Annotated in this window: 14 protein-coding genes and 1 pseudogene; 11 read left to right on the top strand and 4 right to left on the bottom strand. The window is 54.6% G+C overall.

What is annotated here, in order from left to right:
* The first annotated feature begins 26 nt into the window (after positions 1 to 26).
* The 6 genes from ACM6I6_RS18440 to ACM6I6_RS18415 all read left to right on the top strand — a co-directional run bounded on the left by ACM6I6_RS18440 (position 27) and on the right by ACM6I6_RS18415 (position 6616).
* Entirely contained in the window at positions 27 to 1061 is a 1035-nt protein-coding gene (locus ACM6I6_RS18440; protein ID WP_414920420.1) for a Rieske 2Fe-2S domain-containing protein, read from the top strand.
* An 85-nt stretch (positions 1062 to 1146) separates the two neighbouring features.
* On the top strand, positions 1147 to 2094 hold the full coding sequence (locus ACM6I6_RS18435) for a PDR/VanB family oxidoreductase (protein WP_414920419.1): 948 nt from the start codon (positions 1147 to 1149) through the stop codon (positions 2092 to 2094).
* Between the two features lie 146 nt (positions 2095 to 2240).
* Complete coding sequence (locus ACM6I6_RS18430) at positions 2241 to 3047, top strand: SDR family NAD(P)-dependent oxidoreductase (RefSeq protein ID WP_414920418.1); 807 nt, start codon at positions 2241 to 2243, stop codon at positions 3045 to 3047.
* A gap of 26 nt (positions 3048 to 3073) precedes the next feature.
* On the top strand, positions 3074 to 4240 hold the full coding sequence (locus ACM6I6_RS18425) for a serine hydrolase domain-containing protein (protein WP_414920417.1): 1167 nt from the start codon (positions 3074 to 3076) through the stop codon (positions 4238 to 4240).
* A 38-nt stretch (positions 4241 to 4278) separates the two neighbouring features.
* Positions 4279 to 5535 carry a cytochrome P450 gene (locus ACM6I6_RS18420; RefSeq protein ID WP_414920416.1) on the top strand — a complete coding sequence of 419 codons (1257 nt, stop codon included), beginning with the start codon at positions 4279 to 4281 and terminating at the stop codon, positions 5533 to 5535.
* A 121-nt stretch (positions 5536 to 5656) separates the two neighbouring features.
* Entirely contained in the window at positions 5657 to 6616 is a 960-nt protein-coding gene (locus ACM6I6_RS18415; RefSeq protein WP_414920415.1) for a transporter, read from the top strand.
* A gap of 505 nt (positions 6617 to 7121) precedes the next feature.
* Here the strand turns inward: ACM6I6_RS18415 and ACM6I6_RS18410 are convergent.
* The gene (locus tag ACM6I6_RS18410; RefSeq protein ID WP_414920414.1) at positions 7122 to 7412 is read right to left on the bottom strand and encodes an NAD(P)-binding domain-containing protein; all 291 of its coding nucleotides are present in this window, start codon (positions 7410 to 7412) and stop codon (positions 7122 to 7124) included.
* 253 nt (positions 7413 to 7665) lie between these two features.
* Here ACM6I6_RS18410 and ACM6I6_RS18405 point away from each other — a divergent pair, with 253 nt between their 5' ends.
* The 3 genes from ACM6I6_RS18405 to ACM6I6_RS18395 all read left to right on the top strand — a co-directional run bounded on the left by ACM6I6_RS18405 (position 7666) and on the right by ACM6I6_RS18395 (position 10059).
* Positions 7666 to 7905, top strand: a complete 240-nt coding sequence (locus ACM6I6_RS18405) for a winged helix-turn-helix transcriptional regulator (protein ID WP_414920413.1) — start codon at positions 7666 to 7668, stop codon at positions 7903 to 7905.
* Between the two features lie 69 nt (positions 7906 to 7974).
* A complete protein-coding gene (locus ACM6I6_RS18400) occupies positions 7975 to 8595 on the top strand; it encodes a TetR/AcrR family transcriptional regulator (protein WP_414920412.1) in 621 nt (206 codons plus the stop codon).
* Between the two features lie 192 nt (positions 8596 to 8787).
* Complete coding sequence (locus ACM6I6_RS18395) at positions 8788 to 10059, top strand: OmpP1/FadL family transporter (protein WP_414920411.1); 1272 nt, start codon at positions 8788 to 8790, stop codon at positions 10057 to 10059.
* A gap of 89 nt (positions 10060 to 10148) precedes the next feature.
* On the opposite strand, the gene ACM6I6_RS18390 is transcribed toward ACM6I6_RS18395, so the two are convergent.
* Positions 10149 to 11606 (bottom strand): efflux transporter outer membrane subunit, encoded by a 1458-nt coding sequence (locus tag ACM6I6_RS18390; protein ID WP_414920596.1) that lies wholly within the window; start codon positions 11604 to 11606, stop codon positions 10149 to 10151.
* Positions 11607 to 11819: 213 nt separating this feature from the next.
* On the opposite strand from ACM6I6_RS18390, the gene ACM6I6_RS18385 reads away from it, so the two are divergent.
* A complete protein-coding gene (locus ACM6I6_RS18385) occupies positions 11820 to 12929 on the top strand; it encodes an efflux RND transporter periplasmic adaptor subunit (protein WP_414920410.1) in 1110 nt (369 codons plus the stop codon).
* Positions 12926 to 16015, top strand: a complete 3090-nt coding sequence (locus ACM6I6_RS18380) for an efflux RND transporter permease subunit (RefSeq protein WP_414920409.1) — start codon at positions 12926 to 12928, stop codon at positions 16013 to 16015. Before ACM6I6_RS18385 ends, ACM6I6_RS18380 begins: the two co-directional genes overlap by 4 nt.
* A gap of 513 nt (positions 16016 to 16528) precedes the next feature.
* Here the strand turns inward: ACM6I6_RS18380 and ACM6I6_RS18375 are convergent.
* Together ACM6I6_RS18375 and ACM6I6_RS18370 are read right to left on the bottom strand one after the other, a co-directional pair.
* Positions 16529 to 17163, bottom strand: a pseudogene (locus tag ACM6I6_RS18375) (transposase); the annotation flags it as partial.
* A gap of 190 nt (positions 17164 to 17353) precedes the next feature.
* Positions 17354 to 18433, bottom strand: coding sequence for a Rieske 2Fe-2S domain-containing protein (locus ACM6I6_RS18370; protein WP_414920408.1), 1080 nt, complete (start codon positions 18431 to 18433; stop codon positions 17354 to 17356).
* Positions 18434 to 18465: the final 32 nt, after the last annotated feature.

The raw sequence follows: 18465 nt of genomic DNA, 5'->3' as shown, positions 1-18465 counted from the left end.
AAACAACTCCAATCAGAGGATTGATCATGTTTCAAAAGAACGCGTGGTACGTGGCTTGTACCCCTGATGAGTTGGCCGAGAAACCGCTTGGCAGGCAAATATGCGGCAAGAAAATGGTGTTGTTCCGGGGTGCAGATAGCCTTGTATGCGCTTTGGAAGATTTTTGCCCTCATCGCGGGGCCCCTCTGTCGCTCGGGTACGTTGAAAACGGCAATCTGGTCTGCGGTTATCACGGGCTCGTCATGGGTTGCGACGGCCACACTGCGTCCATGCCCGGGCAGCGGGTTGGCGGTTTTCCCTGCATTCAAAAGTTCGCTGCAGTTGAACGATACGGGTTCATTTGGGTTTGGCCAGGTGACCAGTCACTGGCGAACGCTGACGAAATCCACCATCTGGAATGGGCGCAAAATCCAAACTGGGCCTACGGTGGTGGTCTTTATCACATCGCCTGCGACTATAGACTGATGATTGATAACCTCATGGACTTGACCCATGAGACCTACGTTCACGCCTCCAGCATCGGACAGAAAGAGATTGATGAAGTCCCCTGCAAAACGTCCGTAAATGGCAATGAGGTGGTGACCGAGCGGCACATGCACAGCATCATCGCCCCGCCATTTTGGAAGATGGCGCTACGGGGGAACGACCTGAATGAGGACGCGTTGGTCGATCGTTGGCAGATCTGTCGATTTACCCCGCCGAGTCACGTTCTTATCGAGGTGGGCGTTGCTCTTGAAGGTAAAGGAGGGGTCAACGCCGCTCCTGAATACAAAGCCTCTTCCATCGTGGTGGATTTTATTACTCCGGAAACTGAGACCTCCATCTGGTATTTCTGGGGCATGGCCCGTAATTTCAAGCCAAGCGATCAAGAACTGACAGATACCATTCGCGAGGGGCAGGGAAAAATCTTTGCGGAGGATCTCGATATGCTCGAACAGCAGCAGAAAAATCTCCTTCTGTATCCGGAGCGGGCACTTCTAAAACTCAATATTGACGCCGGCGGAGTTCAATCGCGACGAGTAATCGATCGCCTTCTTGCCGAAGAGCTCGTCAACGTCTAATAAAACCCTATCAACGACAGTGTGTTCATATTTGCTTACTGCCTGTAGGCGGGTATCAATTTGTCAAATTGCAGGAGATCTGGCCGTGATAAGTGTCAGGATTGCCGACCGCAAGTGCGAAGCCCATAATATTCTTAGTTTTGAACTGGTGTCGGTAACTGGAGAGGCGCTCCCACCCTTCAGCGCAGGCTCCCATATAGATATCCATTTGCCTGGTGGATTGATTCGGCAATATTCTTTGTACAATGGTTCTCACGCTGAACACAGCTATAAGATTGCCGTCTTGTTAGCCCCAGAGGGGCGCGGTGGTTCGTCAGCGATGCACCAACTGCAAATTGGTCAAGAGCTGAATATAAGTGAACCCCGTAATCTGTTTCCTCTAAGTCATGAAGCGAAGAAGACACTGTTGTTCGCGGGTGGCATAGGCATTACTCCGATACTCAGCATGGCTGAAAGGTTGTCACATATAGGCGCCGAGTTCGAATTGCACTATTACAGCCGCTCTTGGGAGCATGCCGCCTTCGCTGAGAAACTTAAAAGTGGTTCTTTAGCCGATCGCGTCAACCTGTATTTTGACTCCGAGCCCGATAATAAGCCTGATCTTGCCTTGATGCTTGCCAACCGGAACTCCGATGAACATCTTTTCGTTTGCGGGCCAAACGGCTTTATGAATTTCGTCCTGGATTCCGCACGAAATGCAGGATGGGCAGAGGACCAGTTGCACCGCGAATATTTTGCAAATGAGGTAGGCGATACTGACGCGAATCAGTCCTTTGAAATTACGATTGCAAGTACTCAACAGATTTTAAGCGTGCCTGCTGAGCGCAGCATCTTGCAGGTGCTGATGGAAAACGATATCGAAATACCATACTCCTGTGAGCAGGGTGTTTGCGGAACATGTCTCGTGCGGGTTTTGGAAGGAACACCAGATCACCGCGATCTTTATCTTTCGCCAAGCGAAAGAAGCGCCAATGATCAGATTTTAACGTGCTGTTCTCGAGCTCATGGAAAAAAATTGGTGCTAGATATCTGATCGATGCACTGAACAGATGTGCTGCATTCAGTAGTATTCCAGGTTTTTCACAATTTCAATTATGTAAATCGTCTTCTGTCCTATGACCGACTGGACGAATTATGCTATTGCGCGCTTGCGCTATTAAAACAACAATAGGGCTAAATATGAAACTTGAAGGAAAAGTCGCTTTTATCACCGGTGCCGCCTCTGGGATTGGTGCAGCAACGGTTGATCTGTTTGTGGAGGAGGGCGCTACAGTCATCGCGGCAGATCTGTCCATGGCAAAATTATCGGCCAAATTTAATGGTCCACGTATCGAGTGTGTGGAGTTGGATGTTAGTAACAGTCAGCTGGTTAATACAGTGTTTGCTGATATCAATGAAAAATATGGCAAGCTTGATATTTTAATCAATGCTGCTGGTATCAATGCGCCAACGAAAGAAGCCAATGATAAGTTGGTAAAGGCAAATATCAGTGCTTTTGAAGCGGCGGCAAGAGGTGAGCGATTTCTCCCTGCTTTTCTCGAAGATACGACTGATGAAGAGTTTGCTCAAGTCTTGGCTGTCAACCTTGCCGGTACTTTTTATTGCCTAAGGGCCGCTGCACCTCTTATGAAAAAGGCCGGTGGTGGGGCGGTTGTAAATATCTCGAGTGTGGCAGCGCTGGTCGGCGTCCCTATGCCTCTGTATTACCCCGCATCAAAGGCTGCTGTGCTCGGCATGACCCGATCAGCTGCAGGCGAGCTGGCTCCTTACAATATTCGCGTCAATGCCGTAGCCCCAGGAGCCGTCGATACGCCGCTGTTGAGCTCTCAGCCTCCAGAAATCATGGAAAAAATCATCGCGATGCAACCTATCCCTCGAGCAGCACAGCCATCTGAAATCGCTCAGACGCTGCTGTTTCTGGCGAGCGAGGACGGGGCGTACTACACCGGGCAAACCCTCTGTCCTTCCGGCGGGATCTACATGTAATCAAACTCTTGGGTAGGAACAATCACATGCCAAATAATAATAAATTTTTTGACCCTGCTGCTTTGCAACGTCTGGACGATGCAATCAAGAAAGATGTCGACGCGGGTCTGTATGACGGCGCCAATATTATCGTGGCACGTCACGGTCAGATTGGATATGAAGCCTCAATCGGTTGGGCTGATAAAGAAAACAAACGACGGGCGACCTCGGACGATATCTATCGGGTGTTTTCCCTCACCAAGGCGTTCACCAACGTCATGGTACTTCAGGCCATCGATAGGGGTATTTTGTCCCTGACCACCAAGGTCGTCGATTTGATCCCCGAGTTCTATGGTCGGGACCGCTTCCGGAGCGGGCGCAAAGACAAAATCAATTTAGGGCATCTGCTGACTCATCGTGCTGGACTGGTTCCTACGCCTTGCCCGCTTCCCTACGATCAATTGGGCGATATGAATGCCGTAGTGGATGCGATTTGTCAGCTGGATGTAACCGGCGAACCGGGAGTTACGCTTAATTACTCGCCAACGCTGAATCATGTGCTAATGGCCGAAATGGTACGCCGCGCCAGTGGAGCTGGGCGGTTCAAGGACTTGCTGCAAGAAAATCTGTTCGACTCTCTCGGGATGTCCAGTAGCGCCCTGGGCGCGCCGGATGCATGGACCGATCGTTACGTTCCGATTAGAGCAAAATTCCCTGACGGTGGATGGCTGTCAGTGGCAGATATCGAGGTGATGAACGACATCATCAACAGCCAGGCCGAGATGCCTTGGGTCGGAGCGGTATCAACGGCTAGAGACGTATTCAAGTTTGCTGAAATGCTGCGTCAGGCAGGGAAAGGAACTGAGGGCACTCCCATCAGTTCGGCGATGATGGATGTCGCAACGACCAACCAGACCGGCGACCAGCCTAGCGACCTTTACAAAGCGCTCGCAGAAGCACGCGGTTGGGAAGTTCCTCCTGCAAACTTCGGCCTGGGTTTTGCGCTTTCAGGGTCCGGGCTCTACCCATCGTATTTTGGACCTACGACCAGCCCACGCACATTCGGAAACTACGGAGCCGGTTCCACGCTTTTCTGGGTAGATCCTGTTTGGGACGTCACTTTCGTGTGCCTGACCGCGGGAATTATGGAAGAAAGTGAAAATCTTCTGAGATTCCAAAGGCTCTCAACTCTGGCAATTGCTGCAGCCATCTAATACGTCATTCCAGTTTTCCTCAAGGCAGGAACAGCATTATGAGTCGTTGCCCTTTTAATCACTCCGCTCCGGCCGAGTTTGACCTGTTCAGCAATTTTTATCTGAATGACCCTGCCGCCGTGTTTCAGGGGGCCAGGGAAAATGCCCCCGTATTCTGGTATGAGCCCATCGGTGCGTGGATCATTACCCGCCGAGCGGATGTGGACGCCGCTCTGATGGACTGGGAGTTGTGGTCATGCAAGTCCAACGGTGCGTTCATTGATATCCCTTCCGACTACGCCTCTGTCGTGAGCCCGGAGCTTATGAGCGAGATCATGATCGGAATGGATCCGCCGAAGCACACGGGTGCCCGAAGGGTCGCTCAGAAAGGCTTTCTAAAACCTAATATCGCCAAACTCGCACCTGAAATCGAAGCTCGAGCCAACAAAATACTCGACAAGCTGGCACCTGCGGGCTCTTCAGAGTTCATGGAGAGTTATTGCCTTGAGTTGACTACCCAAACACTCATGGCCCTTCTGGCACTACCACCTGAAGACGACGGTTTCATCCGTCAATTACGGGATGATCATTTCCGCGTTCTCGCCAGTGGTCGCGAACCTATACCTGAACCCGAACTCTCGACTGTCTGGAAACGGTACGCAGCAGCACAGCTCCATCTGCGCAAGCTAGTTGATGAACGCCGGGACAGCCAGGACAGCGACATCATTTCCATCATGGCCAGCGCACGGGAGCCTGATGGTTCTTACTCGCTATCCAAAGAGCGAATTTCGATGCATCTGACGGAGTTTGCAGCGGCGGGCACCGACACGACTGCCCAGGCAATGGCCAACGGTATAGTGTTTTTGTCTCAACATCCTGACCAGCTGGCGGACGCACTTGCAAATCCTGGCCTGTGGCCGAAAGTATTCGAGGAAACGGTTCGGCGCAGGCCCTCAGCTCCGTTCACTTCTCGCGTCGCGACCAGGGACACCGAAGTGGCAGGGGTAAAAATCAACGAAGGGGACTTCGTTTGGCTCGCGTTGGTCAGCGCCAATACCGATCCCGCCGGTGTAGCTGATCCAATGTCTTTTGATATTCACCGCGAAGTGCTGGATGAGCAGAGCCACTATGCCTTTACCAAGGGACGCCATACCTGCCTGGGCGCACCCCTTGGACGTCTCCAGGGGACTATTGGCTTGCGCGTCGCCTTCGAACGGCTGAAGTCGCTTCATGTAACGCCTGACCAGGCTCTGGACTTCTTGCCTCTCGCTTTGCTGCCAATTCGCCGTTCCATCCAAGTCCAATGGAAGCCTTAGTCGCAGAGGTGTAACTGGCAAATGATTGCACTCGCAGGCCCGGATTTCAAAAAAGAAGTCCGGTGATCTGCGCTGTTTTAAGAGTACGTGTACCTATAAAAATAATAGCCTGGAGTAATGTATGAAATGTGTCGTGCGCGCTTTTAATATTATCTTCACAACAGCGGTGTTAACGCTTCCCTTCAATGTCAAGGCCGCGGAATCCATTTCTCCCGCAGGTCCCATTGGTGGCACCGATATCCGATCTGCATTCCTTCCGCCGCCGGGAAATTATGTTGCCGCCGTCGCGGGTGGAATGAACATAGACAATTGGTACACCTCTAACGGAGACTCGATGTCTGCCGATGGCCATGTTTATTTTGCGGGCACGGGTTTACTACATGTTTATGATCAACCCTTTCTGTCTGGGACAATAGGTTCGACTATTTATCTAGGGGCGTTGCGCACTTGTTTTGGTATGTCAACGGTGTCTTGCGCCTCAGGCATGCAGGATATTTACTCCGACGTCTTCGCCTGGAGCAAGTTTAATCCTTCAAAACAGTTTTCGCCCGATAGCCCGATACCCTTTGGGACAGCGTATTGGGTCGGCCTTGGCTTAAATATTCCTACTGGCAGTTTCAAGAAAGACCGGATGCCAAACGTTGGTTCAAATTTCTACACAATTTCACCGAATGTGGGCATTACTCATACCGTACCTAGTCTATTGCCCGAAGGTCTGGGGGAAGCCACTGAGCTCAGCGCCAGGCTATTCTTCAACTATTACACAGAGAATCGAGATACTGACTATCACTCTGGTTATGTCGTCAGTTTAGACTTTGCGGGCACGCAACGAAGTGGTGCTTGGCAGTATGGAGTTACGGGAACCACCTATAAGCAACTCACCGATGACACACTCAATGGCAGACAAGTCTCAAATGGAGGCAGCCGGGCAGCGTTATTCAGCGTTGGCCCGTTGCTGGCTTATGACTTCGCTGTTGACGGAAAGCCATACAACTTGATGGCCAAGTTTCTGACGACAGTGTGGGGCGAGAACACTACAGGTGTGAGTGGCCTGACCCTGCGTTTGGCCACAGAGTTTTGAAGTGTTTTACGTTAACAAAATGAGTGGTAGGAAAGCCTAAGGTATCTCTCTATCCACCACACCGCATGAAGACATTACTTACTATTGCGGCCTCAAAGTGTGTGCTACTACTTTCATAGCGGGTCATGGTGGGAGGGTTGAAGAAAAACGTTGCGGATTTCAGTGATGCGCATTGAAGCTCCGATTAAAGTTAACCACTTCAGAATGAGCGGGGTTTTTGGCGATCAGGGCGGGGAGTTGGGTATTGAACGCCTCTCGCTTCTGCAGCAGCGACTCCCTTGACCGCGGCATTAGCGCTGGGCGCATCTCTTCAGCGGTGTAATCGCAGCAGTACGCGGGCGTACAGGGCTGTTGGCGCCATGACGCCTCCAGGCTGCCACTGTCGAGCGGGTCGAATCCAACGTCATCGAAAAGTTGCACGCCTTGATCACCGGTCGGCCGATCTGCTCGCTTCCCCAAACGCTCTCCGTCTGACCATTTTCCAGAGCGGCGATGCGCACGTCTCTCAAATCCGGGTAGTAATTACTCGTGTCGACCACTGGAACCGACTATGGCAACGCAGCGAGCGTTTTTTGGGAATAGCTGCCATGGCCGGTTGGGGGATGGAAATAATCACAGCATCGGCGCCATTGAAAGCATCCTTCAAGTCACAGGGAGTCGCCGCTGCTTCCTCGGCAAACGCGCTTACCGACTCTCTGCCCCGAGAGTTAGCCTCACTGACCTCGTGGCCGGCACTGACCAGCTTTCGGGCAAGGGGTCCACCAATGGATACGACGCCAACGACTGGGATTTTCATAATGCCTCCAAAGATTCAAAGTCCGGATACGTTGTTCTTAATGCTGCAATATCCGCAAGAACCGACTTTTTAGTCTGTAACCCACCAAAAGATATGTATCGATGGAGCGCGAATGGGAGTGTGAGAATCCCTTACGACGGCAAGCCTGGTCTGCGGCGATAAACGCTACGCTTCGCGTTCTGGAGGGGAAGTGGAAAATTGTGATCATCAATGAGCTCATGGCTGCCGAGGGCCGCCCGCTCGGTTCTCCGAATTGGAAAAGCTCATTCCTGATGTCACACAGAAGATGCTCATTCAGCAGTTGAAACGGCTCCAGCAAGACGACATCATTCAGCGCACCGTATATCCCGAGGTGCCTCCGCGAGTGGAATACGCGCAGACAGCGCTGGGTCACGCACTCGGCCCGGCCATGGCAGCGCTTATAGAATGGGCGGAGCTTCGTCACCAGCACGATGAAAAAGGTAAGGAAGCACCTGGCATGGCTTCTGAATAATTGATTTGTGACTGTATGTGCTATCGGTCACAATTCGTAAGTCCTCGATAGGGTGAGTAATCTATTTTCATGAATCAGCCATCAGTATCTGCGCCCGGCCCTCGTGGCCCAATCGATCACGAGATACGCGACCAGATTGTCGCGGCGGCCAACGAGCACTTCAGTCAATATGGCTACGGTAAAACCACGGTTTCCGACCTGGCCAAGGCCATCGGATTTTCAAAGGCTTACATCTACAAGTTTTTTGATTCCAAGCAGGCAATTGGTGAAGCCATCTGCGCAAATTGCCTGGCAGAAATCGTCGCGGCAGTTGAACAGGCTATCAATGTAGAGGGCCTTTCGCCGACGGAGCGTTTTCGGCGCCTGGTTAAAACGGTGATCGCCACTGGGGTGAATCTGTTCTTCAACGACCGAAAACTCTATGACATTGCAGCGTTTGCGGCGTCGGAAAGCTGGTCGAGTACGCAGGCTTATGACGCACAAATCAAAAGCTTCGTTTCGCTAATAGTGCGAGAGGGTCGAGAGGTGGGTGAATTCGAGCGCAAGACTCCGCTGGACGAGACGGTAGAGTCGATACATCTTACGCTCAGACCTTTCGTAAACCCCTTGCTGCTGCAGTACAACCTCGATTTCGTCGAGGAAGCACCTACGCTCACCTCCAACCTAATCTTGCGCAGCCTCATGCCTTGATCTTCGGCTGAAAATCTGCGGCATACCGAGTCAGCAAGAGATCAGTACATTTTTTCCCGTGTCCTTCTTCCGTCCGTTGAGGGACATTTATTTGTCTGGTAAGTGACGAATGACTGAAATGGTCACGTGTATGAAGATGAGCGTCAATAGCTTCTAATGCTCCATTTCAGTGACACCCATAGAGTTCATACAATGAAAAAAACAGTGCTCAAGACCCCTCTCGGCCTTGCTGTGGTGATTGCATCTTCCAACGCTTTTGCAAGCGGCTTCGCGCTCAATGAACAAAGCATCAGTGGCATGGGATCCGGGTTTGCCGGTCGCTCTTCTGCCGCTGAAGATGCGAGCACGGTCTTCGGTAACCCTGCGGGCATGTCTCGCTTGAAAAGAGAGGAGGGGAGCGTCGGGGCGGCGACTCTTTTCGCCAAGTCCGACATCAGCCACACCCGCAGTAAATTCGGCGGCCAAGAAGACGGCGACATGGTGCCAATCACTACCGTGCCTATGGGCTACTACGTCAAACCCATCGATGAGCATTGGGCATTCGGTGTTGGTTTTTATGTACCGTTCGGTCTGATGACTGATTATGGCAGCGGCTTCGCCGGGCGTTATTACGCCAACAAAAGCGAGGTTACGACCCTCACGTTCCAGCCCACCATCAGTTATGCCTTCAACGACAAAGTTTCGATCGGGTTCGGTCCTACCATCAACCGTATCAGCGGTGAGCTGTCGGGTATGGTGCCCAATCCACTCAGCCCTGGTCGCAATGACGGAAATCTCAAAAGCACGGGTGACGACACAGCCTTCGGTTTCAACGCCGGTATCCTGGTACAGGCGACAGACCGAACCCGGTTGGGCATGACCTACCATTCCAAGGTCAGTTATCAATTGGACGCCAAGACTAAAGTCACTGACGGCATCTTCAGCGTGTTGGGGGTCAGTGGCCGCAGCTTTGACGCTTCGCTGGAAGTGGATACGCCCGAATCAGTGGATTTCTCGGTGACCCATCAGCTCAATAACGACTGGACGCTCTACTTGGGCAGCACCTGGACTCGCTGGAGCCGCTTCAAAGCGTTGACCATCGAGAACACCGGTTTACCCCCTACGTTGAGCGGCACGTTGGGCACTATTACCGAAGAGCAGAATTGGCACGATACGTGGGCTCACGCTATCGGTGCGGCGTATCAATTGAATAACCAATGGGTACTTCGCGCGGGTTTTTCTGTTGATCAGTCACCCACCAATAACACCAATCGTGGGCCGCGCATTCCTACGGGCGACCGCAAGGTGATCAGCTTCGGTGCTGGCTGGACTCCTGCGGACAATGTCACGATCGATGTGGCCTATTCCTACCTGTGGGAGGAGAGCGTACAGGTCAACGACACCTCGCCGACCCGAGGTGCTTACAGTGCCAAATATAAGAACAGTGCGAGCGGGCTCGGTACTTCTGTGAGTTACCGCTTCTGATTGAGTGCTGTTACGCGATAGAAGTCCGGTCGGGAGCGCGCGTTGCCTCCCGAGTTTCAAAAACACATTTCGAGCCGTTCCCTAAAAGGTCATCGACTCGTCACTGTGACGTCCCATGGTTGCCACCCCCCACCGAGTGACTTGAATAGCGCAACCGCCGCTCGTGCCGACTCTGTTCCCGCTTGCGCTCGAGCATCGGAGGCTTGCAGCATCGTCTCGTCAGCGTGCAGGACATCGATCAGGCTGGCCGTGCCTTTCTCATAAGCAATGAACGACGATTGGCGAGCCTGAGCAAGAGATACCTCTCCGCCGGTGAGGGTGGTTGCTTGAGCTTCGCGATTTACCAATGAGGAGAGTGCGTTCTCGACATCCTCAGTGGCGCGCAGCACGGACTGACGGTACGCGGCCAGAGTTTCGGCTTCCTGTCCCTTGGCCTGGTCGATTTGGGCGTTTATGCGACCGAAGTCGAAGAGTCTCCAGCGCAGTCCCAGCACGCCCGCCGATTGGCTGGCACCGCCTGAAAAAAGGTTGCCAGCAGATGCCGCCGTGGCACTGCCCAGCAATGCACTCAGGGAAAATTTCGGGTAATACTCAGCAACCGCCTCTCCAATGCGTGCGTTTGTAGCCGCAAGACGGCGTTCAGCCACAATGAGATCAGGCCTGCGGCGCAGCAAATCGGCCGGCGTCCCCATCGCTTTCAACTGTGGCGCTACAGGAATGCTCCCCGCACTCGCGAGTTGCGTGCGGTGAGTTCCGGGCGGCGTTCCGAGCATGACATCCAATGCATTCATGGCTGCATCCAGACCAGACTGCAGCACCGGCACTATCGCTTGAACCTGTGATAGCTCGCCCTCGGTCTGACGAACCTGATAGTTCGCCGCGAGTCCCTTGCTGTAGAGCAATTGGACTTTCTCCAGTAACGCCTGCTGCGTTTTGACTTGCCGATTTGCAATGTCCAGGCGGGCCTGCAATCCGCGGACCGTGATGTAGATATCGGCGGTCTGCGCGGCGATTGCCAATCGTGTGGCCGCGACACCCGCCCGGGACGCCTGGTACTCGGCCAGAGCCGCCTCGCGTCCGCGGCGCAATCCGCCAAAGATATCTGCCTCCCAGCTGGCATCGAGGTTGGCCTCGTAGGAATTTCCGTATCGATCATAGCCAGGCGTTGAGTTCAACACCTGGCCGAACGGCGTTTCGATTGATTGGTAGGAGCGTGCTGCCTGTCCGCTCACATTCCCCGAGGGGAGTAAAGCGGCATTTGCAGCACCTAGCCCGGCCCGCGTTTGCGAGAGTCGCGCCGACGCCTGCGCCAGGTCCAGATTCTGCTCAAGTGCCTTGGAAATAAACTCGGCCATTAATGGGTCACAAAAACCTTCCCACCAAGCGACGAGGCTGGTTGGCGCCTCGCCAGGCGGCTGTTCGACTGTAGCCTGACCCACGTAGCGGGCCGAAAGGGGGGCGTCTGGGCGATGGTAGTCCGGGCCGACCGCGCAACCAGCCAATAGGCCGGCGCTGACCAAAAGAGCAATTGGGCAGTGGGTAGGCATCGAGATTCCTTGAATAGAGAATGGTGTGACCATATTACTGTTTGGTCACATGCTGTCAATTGGCGCTACTGAGTACTAACTGATTTATTGGGGCTAAAAGGAAGATTGTTGCTCCGAGAATGCGAAACTAATCTTTCACAGATCGTGACCATTGACACGATTAGTCACTATGCTGAGAATATGACGCTCGTCCTATTTTAAGTAAGGGAACCTATGCGCCGGCTTCGACCTTTCCCGTTTGCCGCTTGCCTGTTGCCCCTTGTCCTGACGGCGTGTGGCGATTCAACCTCCGTCGGAGACCCACGCATGCAGGCTCCTCTAGTGAGGTCCGCAGTGGTTCGTGCTTCGTCCGACGTCTCCCGTACTTTCACGGGTGTAGTGGCTGCCCGCGTCCAGGCCGATCTGGGTTTTCGGGTCTCCGGCAAGTTGCTTGAGCGTCTGGTTGACACCGGTCAGACCGTCAAACGTGGTCAGCCGCTGATGCGGCTCGACTCTATCGATTTGGGGTTGCAGGCACGTGCGCAGCAAGAGTCGGTCATCGCCGCTCGAGCCCGAGCCAAGCAGACAGCAGACGACGAGGCTCGCTATCGCGACCTAGTGGCCGCAGGAGCTATTTCTGCATCGGCTTACGATCAGTTCAAAGCTGCAGCGGATACTGCAAAGGCGCAGCTCAGCGCCGCAGAAGCGCAGGCTGACGTAGCACGCAATGCTTCTGGTTATGCGGTGTTGTTTGCCGATTCCGACGGCGTTGTGGTGGAGACGCTCGCCGAGCCCGGACAAGTTGTCAGCCCGGGACAGCCTGTGGTTCGACTGGCACGGGCTGGGCAGCGCGAGGCCATCGTGCACTTGCCCGAGACGTTGCGCCCCGCAGCAGGATCCACCGCGCAGGCGACGCTGTATGGCAATTCCACGGGCGCTGTCACAGCGAAGTTGAGGCTGTTGTCAGACTCGGCAGACCGGATGACTCGCACCTTTGAAGCGCGGTATGTGCTTGAGGGCGCGCTGGCCAATGCACCGATAGGTTCGACTGTTACGCTTCGGATCGCTGAAGCTGCCCCGCAAGAGCAGGGGCTGCAAGTGCCGATAGCGGCCATTTATGACGCGGGAAAAGGCACCGGTGCGTGGGTCATCGCCGGTACACCTGCGAAGGTATCCTGGCGACCTGTTCAAGTCTTGGGTTTGAGCGACGACTCTGCGCACGTCACGGGTGATCTCAAGATTGGCGAGCAGATCGTAGCGCTGGGCGCACATCTGCTGCGCGAGGGGGAGGAGGTGAGATTGCCTCAACAGGATCCCGCCAAAGTCGCCGGAGGTCGTCCATGAGCGAGGCTCGCTTCAATCTTTCCGCGATCGCCGTTCGTGAGCGCTCAATCACGGTATTTCTGATCTTCCTGATTGCCGTCGCGGGCATCATGTCGTTCTTCCAGCTGGGGCGCGCGGAAGACCCTCCGTTTACGGTCAAGCAGTTGACGGTTATTACCGCCTGGCCCGGAGCCACGGCGCAGGAGATGCAGGATCAGGTCGCAGAGCCACTTGAAAAACGCCTGCAGGAACTGAAGTGGTACGACCGCACGGAAACCTATACCCGGCCGGGCCTCGCCTTCACGATGGTGTCACTGCTCGATAGCACGCCGCCCTCGCAAGTGCAGGAGGAGTTCTATCAAGCGCGTAAAAAGCTCGACGATGAAGCACGGAAATTGCCGGCCGGTGTTATCGGGCCAATGGTTAACGACGAGTTCTCGGACGTGACATTTGCGCTGTTCGCCTTGAAAGCCAAAGGAGAGCCGCAACGATTGTTGGTTCGTGACGCTGAATCGTTGCGTCAGCGCCTGTTGCATGTGCCGGGCGTGAAGAAGGTCAACATTATTGGGGAGCAGCCGGAACGTATCTTTGTTTCTTTTTCCCATGATCGGTTGGCCACCTTGGGCATCTCCCCTCAGGACATCTTCGCCGCGCTGAATAATCAAAACGTGCTCACGCCCACCGGTTCCATCGATACCAGCGGGCCTGAGGTGTTCCTCCGCCTGGATGGCGCCTTCGATAAGGTGCAGAAGATTCGTGATACACCCATCGCGTTTCAGGGGCGCACGCTAAAGCTCGCTGACTTGGCGACGGTCGAACGAGGGTATGAAGATCCGGCAACTTTCTTCGTACGTAACAATGGTGAGGACGCGCTGTTATTGGGGGTCGTGATGCGTGAGGGCTGGAACGGTCTTGACCTCGGCAAGGCGCTCGACGCAGAGACTGTCAAGATCAATGAAGGCATGCCGCTGGGCATGGCGCTCTCCAAAGTCACCGATCAATCGGTGAATATCGACTCGGCCGTCGGCGAGTTCATGGTCAAGTTCTTCGTCGCGCTGCTCGTGGTAATGCTTGTGTGCTTCCTGAGCATGGGCTGGCGTGTCGGCGTTGTGGTTGCTGCGGCTGTGCCGTTGACGTTGGCCGTGGTGTTTGTGGTGATGGCGGCCACTGGAAAAAACTTTGACCGTATTACCCTCGGCTCGTTGATTCTTGCACTCGGCCTGTTGGTCGACGACGCCATCATCGCTATCGAAATGATGGTGGTGAAAATGGAAGAGGGTTACGACCGCATCAAAGCGTCCGCATATGCCTGGAGTCATACCGCCGCGCCGATGCTCTCCGGTACGCTGGTAACCGCTATCGGTTTTATGCCCAACGGCTTCGCGCAGTCGACAGCCGGCGAATACACCAGCAACATGTTCTGGATCGTAGGCATTGCCCTCATAGCCTCCTGGGTGGTTGCTGTAGCCTTCACCCCGTACCTGGGCGTGAAGATGTTGCCAGACATCAAGAAGGTCGAAGGTGGCCACGCGGCCATTTATAACACCCGTCATTACAACCGCTTCCGACGGCTGTTGACACAGGTCATTGCACGCAAATGGCTGGTGGCCGGTACCGTTGTCGCCTTGTTTGTCGTGTCGATCCTTGGCATGAGCCTGGTCAAGAAGCAGTTCTTCCCAACCTCAGACCGTCCTGAAGTATTGATTGAAGTGCAAATGCCGTACGGCACCTCCATCGAGCAGACCAGCGCCACCACCGCCAAGGTCGAGGCTTGGCTGCAAAAGCAGGATGAGGCAAAAATCGTCACGGCTTATATCGGGCAAGGGGCGCCGCGCTTCTATCTGGCGATGGCGCCGGAACTGCCTGATCCTTCATTCGCAAAAATTGTGGTGCTGACGGACAGCCAGGAGGCCCGTGAGGCTCTCAAGTTTCGTATTCGCGAGGCGGCTGCCGAGGGCTTGGCTCCGGAAGCGCGGGTCAGGGTGACGCAGCTAGTGTTTGGTCCGTACTCGCCATTCCCTGTTGCCTACCGGGTGATGGGGCCCGACCCCGTAAAACTTCGCGAAATCGCCGGCCAAGTACAGGACACGTTGCAGGCAAGTCCGATGATGAGAACCGTCAACACCGACTGGGGCCCGCTGACGCCGACGTTGCATTTCACGCTGGACCAGGACCGTCTGCAGGCAGTTGGGCTGACGTCAAGCGCCGTCGCGCAACAACTGCAGTTCCTGTTGGCGGGTGTTCCGATCACTGCGGTGCGTGAGGACATTCGTTCGGTGCAGGTGGTCGGGCGCGCAGCAGGCGATATCCGCCTTGATCCCGCCAAGATAGAAGGCTTTACGTTGGTAGGCACGGCGGGACAGCGGATTCCACTGTCCCAGGTAGGGGCGGTGGATGTACGTATGGAGGATCCGATCCTTCGCCGTCGTGACCGCACACCGACCATTACTGTACGTGGCGACATCGCTGAGGATCTCCAGCCGCCGGATGTTTCGAGCGCGATTGTGAAAGAGCTGCAGCCGATAATTGACCAGTTGCCGGATGGGTATCGGATTGAGCAAGCAGGTGCAATCGAGGAGTCGGGCAAAGCCGGTAAAGCGATGTTGCCGCTATTCCCAATCATGATTGCCGTGACGCTACTGGTCATCATACTGCAGGTCCGTTCGATCTCGGCGATGATCATGGTGTTCCTCACCTCACCGCTGGGGTTGATAGGCGTGGTGCCGACATTGTTGATCTTCCAGCAACCCTTTGGTATCAACGCACTGGTCGGTCTGATCGCTCTTTCCGGCATTCTGATGCGCAATACGCTGATTCTGATTGGGCAAATCCATCACAACACACAAGAAGGACTGGATCCTTTTCATGCGGTAGTCGAAGCGACGGTACAACGAGCCCGCCCGGTATTGTTGACAGCGATGGCAGCAATCCTGGCTTTCATCCCCCTGACCCATTCCGTCTTCTGGGGAACGCTGGCCTACACACTCATCGGAGGTACGTTTGTCGGAACCATTATGACGCTGGTATTCCTGCCTGCGATGTACTCCATCTGGTTCAAGATCCGCCCTTACCATGAGAGTGAAACTCATACAGCAACTTGCACCTGACCCGACACGCAGGCTTGAGAGCCGTTCAGTTCAGGGTCCGCTCAGCTAAACCCGTTTCGAGCATCGAAGACGTACGCCCTCTGTCGGCAATGCGAATAGCAGATATGGATCAAATATTATGAAAAGATCTTGGAGTGCCGTCGTCTTCAATTTGTCTCGGAAATTGTAATCCTGGGCCTGAATATTTATCTTCAGGCCTTTTTGATTCCGCGAAAATAATAAATTTCGTGTCGCTGTCTAAGCAGATTTTCATTCCCGCTACTTCGAGTGTGTTTCTTTGATTGCACGCTGGATCCACTCGCAGAAGGTCCTCACTCCGTAGTTCTGCTCACGAGTAGCCGAGGTGATTAGATAGTAGACTGCCGATCGTTCCAAAGGTCGGTTGGAGGGCGTAATCCTTCGGAAGGAGGCGCATCCTGGGCTTCAATAAGGTATTCGGAATGAAGATCGTAACGGTGGTTCACGTGCACCTGAATCTAATCGGCTCTACCCGTGGCGGGTTTGGAAGTCATAAGGAGCAGCGGTCCAGCGGGCCTGAGAATCCGTCAGCGACAGGGGCTTGGTTAGCGTTTCGGTCAAAGCCTCTTCATCGAGGCTTCAAAGTACTCACGCACGGCGGGGGGGGGGGCTCAGGGTCGGATCGCTTCAGTTGACCTGTTCATCACCCGGCACGCCGCGCTGCCGGCTGGCATCCGCTTTGATGATGCTGGCGTCCACGGCAAAGCCTTCGCCTAGACCAACCCTGCGTCCATGCAACGACGCAGCACTTCATTGAACAGCCAGCGAAAACAGATCACTGTCTCGAAAACGGCCGTGTCGATTTTTGGAAAGTCGTTGAGATTAGGAGCTTCATTTTCAAGACTCAAGCGGCAGAGCCAGCGATAAGCCACGTTCAAATGGGCCTCCTCGCACAACCGCCGTTCTGAGCGAGTGCCGTAGTAATAGCCCACGATCAGCATGCGAATCATCAGTTCAGGATCAATCGACGGACGCCCGATTGGGGCTATAAAGATCGGCGAGGTAATGGCGCAGGTCGCTCAGATCGAGACACCGATCAATGCTGCGCAGAAGGTGACTGGCTGGGATGTGATCTTCGAGGTTGAACGAATAAACAGTCGCTCCTGCCCACTCGATAACTGTCCCATCATGCTGTGTAATCCCCCTCCGGCCAATGGATAGATTTTGGCAGAGGCCAGTCAGGGGAGCTACCGCCGTCGCAGCGACCCTTGGTTCTCGACTAGGTGTCGCTGTCCCTCGCCAAATTGCTTATAGGTAGCGACTGTTGCAGAATAAAAACAGCCATCTGACCCCTGCCAGGACAAGGCAGCTGCTGTGCACTCAACGGGCGGAGTGGCGAAGTTGTTCAATTATCTTGCGCGCACGGTTGGCGCCCACATCCACATGAATGTCGATCATGGGGGGCGTGTCGAAGCGACACATGTTTTGGTACTGCGCTTCGATGATTACTTTGTCTTCGTCGAAGGTCAGCGCGGTTTGTTCGACGACCTTGGCTTTGACCGCCTCGTGGTCCGTTTGCGGATTGGTGGCGATGGTCCAGAAATAATGGCTAGTGCTCTCGGTCTCTGGCGTTACGCCATGGAAACCGCGCATGTGGAAGCCGCCGCGCTCAGGGTCGCTCAGCGACTCGGTATTGGCATCCACCGCACCGGTCCATATACGCAGGTGGCTGACGTGAAATTCGATTTCCTGCCAGCGATCGACCTTGTCCTTGAACGGATAAGCCGCCACGTAAGTGGGGGGCGGTACCGAGCCTGGCATGTAACGCCTGACCGTCACTGTGCGTTCGTCACTCTCCACCTTCATTTCGGCGTTCATGTGAATGCTGGCGTTGCCGCCAATGGTGCGCAGGTGCACGTAGCCCAGATGGCTAAGGTCCATCAGGTTGTCGTGAATAAGCTGGTACGGCGCGTCGTAGTGGTACACGTCGCCATCAAAGATGTATTTGCCGCTGCTGTGCACGTCGTAGGCCGGCGGTTCGCAATTGGGTTCCGGGTGCGCGCTGCTGCCGAACCAGATCCACACAATCTGATCTCGCTCGCGCACGTGGTACGCCTGCACTTTGGCCTTTCCGGGGATTTTGTCCTGCCCCGGGATTTCAATGCATTTGCCCTCCCCGTTGAACAGCAGGCCGTGATAGCCGCAGCGCAGGCCGCGCTCATCCAGCGTGCCGTTGGAAAGCGGCAGCGCGCGATGGCAGCAACGGTCTTCAAGCGCCGCAACCTGGCCGTCCGGTGTGCGAAACAGCACGACAGGATTATTCAGCAAGGTGCGGCCGACAGGCTTGTCGGTGAGTTGCCAGGCCAACGCGGCGACGTACCACTGGTCTAACGGAAAAGTCGGTACCGGCGCCGTTGCAGCTACGTTGTAGGCAAGGGATTCGCTATTCGAAACAGTCATGTTGTTCTCCTGACAATCGATAGGGGTGAAAG

Source organism: Pseudomonas sp. IT-P218 (genome assembly GCF_949767605.1).
Classification (GTDB): Bacteria; Pseudomonadota; Gammaproteobacteria; order Pseudomonadales; family Pseudomonadaceae; genus Aquipseudomonas; species Aquipseudomonas putida_AE.
The sequence above is the reverse complement of the archived record's forward strand: the minus strand, read 5'-3'. Positions and strand labels throughout refer to the sequence as shown.

Bases quoted from the DNA above. Each gene is read 5' to 3' on its own strand.
- ACM6I6_RS18430 (WP_414920418.1), top strand. From the start codon at position 2,241: ATGAAACTTGAAGGAAAAGTCGCTTTTATCACCGGTGCCGCCTCTGGG.
- ACM6I6_RS18420 (WP_414920416.1), top strand. From the start codon at position 4,279: ATGAGTCGTTGCCCTTTTAATCACTCCGCTCCGGCCGAGTTTGACCTG.
- ACM6I6_RS18370 (WP_414920408.1), bottom strand. From the start codon at position 18,433: ATGACTGTTTCGAATAGCGAATCCCTTGCCTACAACGTAGCTGCAACG.
- ACM6I6_RS18380 (WP_414920409.1), top strand. From the start codon at position 12,926: ATGAGCGAGGCTCGCTTCAATCTTTCCGCGATCGCCGTTCGTGAGCGC.
- ACM6I6_RS18410 (WP_414920414.1), bottom strand. From the start codon at position 7,412: ATGAAAATCCCAGTCGTTGGCGTCGTATCCATTGGTGGACCCCTTGCC.
- ACM6I6_RS18440 (WP_414920420.1), top strand. From the start codon at position 27: ATGTTTCAAAAGAACGCGTGGTACGTGGCTTGTACCCCTGATGAGTTG.
- ACM6I6_RS18395 (WP_414920411.1), top strand. From the start codon at position 8,788: ATGAAAAAAACAGTGCTCAAGACCCCTCTCGGCCTTGCTGTGGTGATT.
- ACM6I6_RS18390 (WP_414920596.1), bottom strand. From the start codon at position 11,606: ATGCCTACCCACTGCCCAATTGCTCTTTTGGTCAGCGCCGGCCTATTG.
- ACM6I6_RS18415 (WP_414920415.1), top strand. From the start codon at position 5,657: ATGAAATGTGTCGTGCGCGCTTTTAATATTATCTTCACAACAGCGGTG.
- ACM6I6_RS18425 (WP_414920417.1), top strand. From the start codon at position 3,074: ATGCCAAATAATAATAAATTTTTTGACCCTGCTGCTTTGCAACGTCTG.
- ACM6I6_RS18385 (WP_414920410.1), top strand. From the start codon at position 11,820: ATGCGCCGGCTTCGACCTTTCCCGTTTGCCGCTTGCCTGTTGCCCCTT.
- ACM6I6_RS18400 (WP_414920412.1), top strand. From the start codon at position 7,975: ATGAATCAGCCATCAGTATCTGCGCCCGGCCCTCGTGGCCCAATCGAT.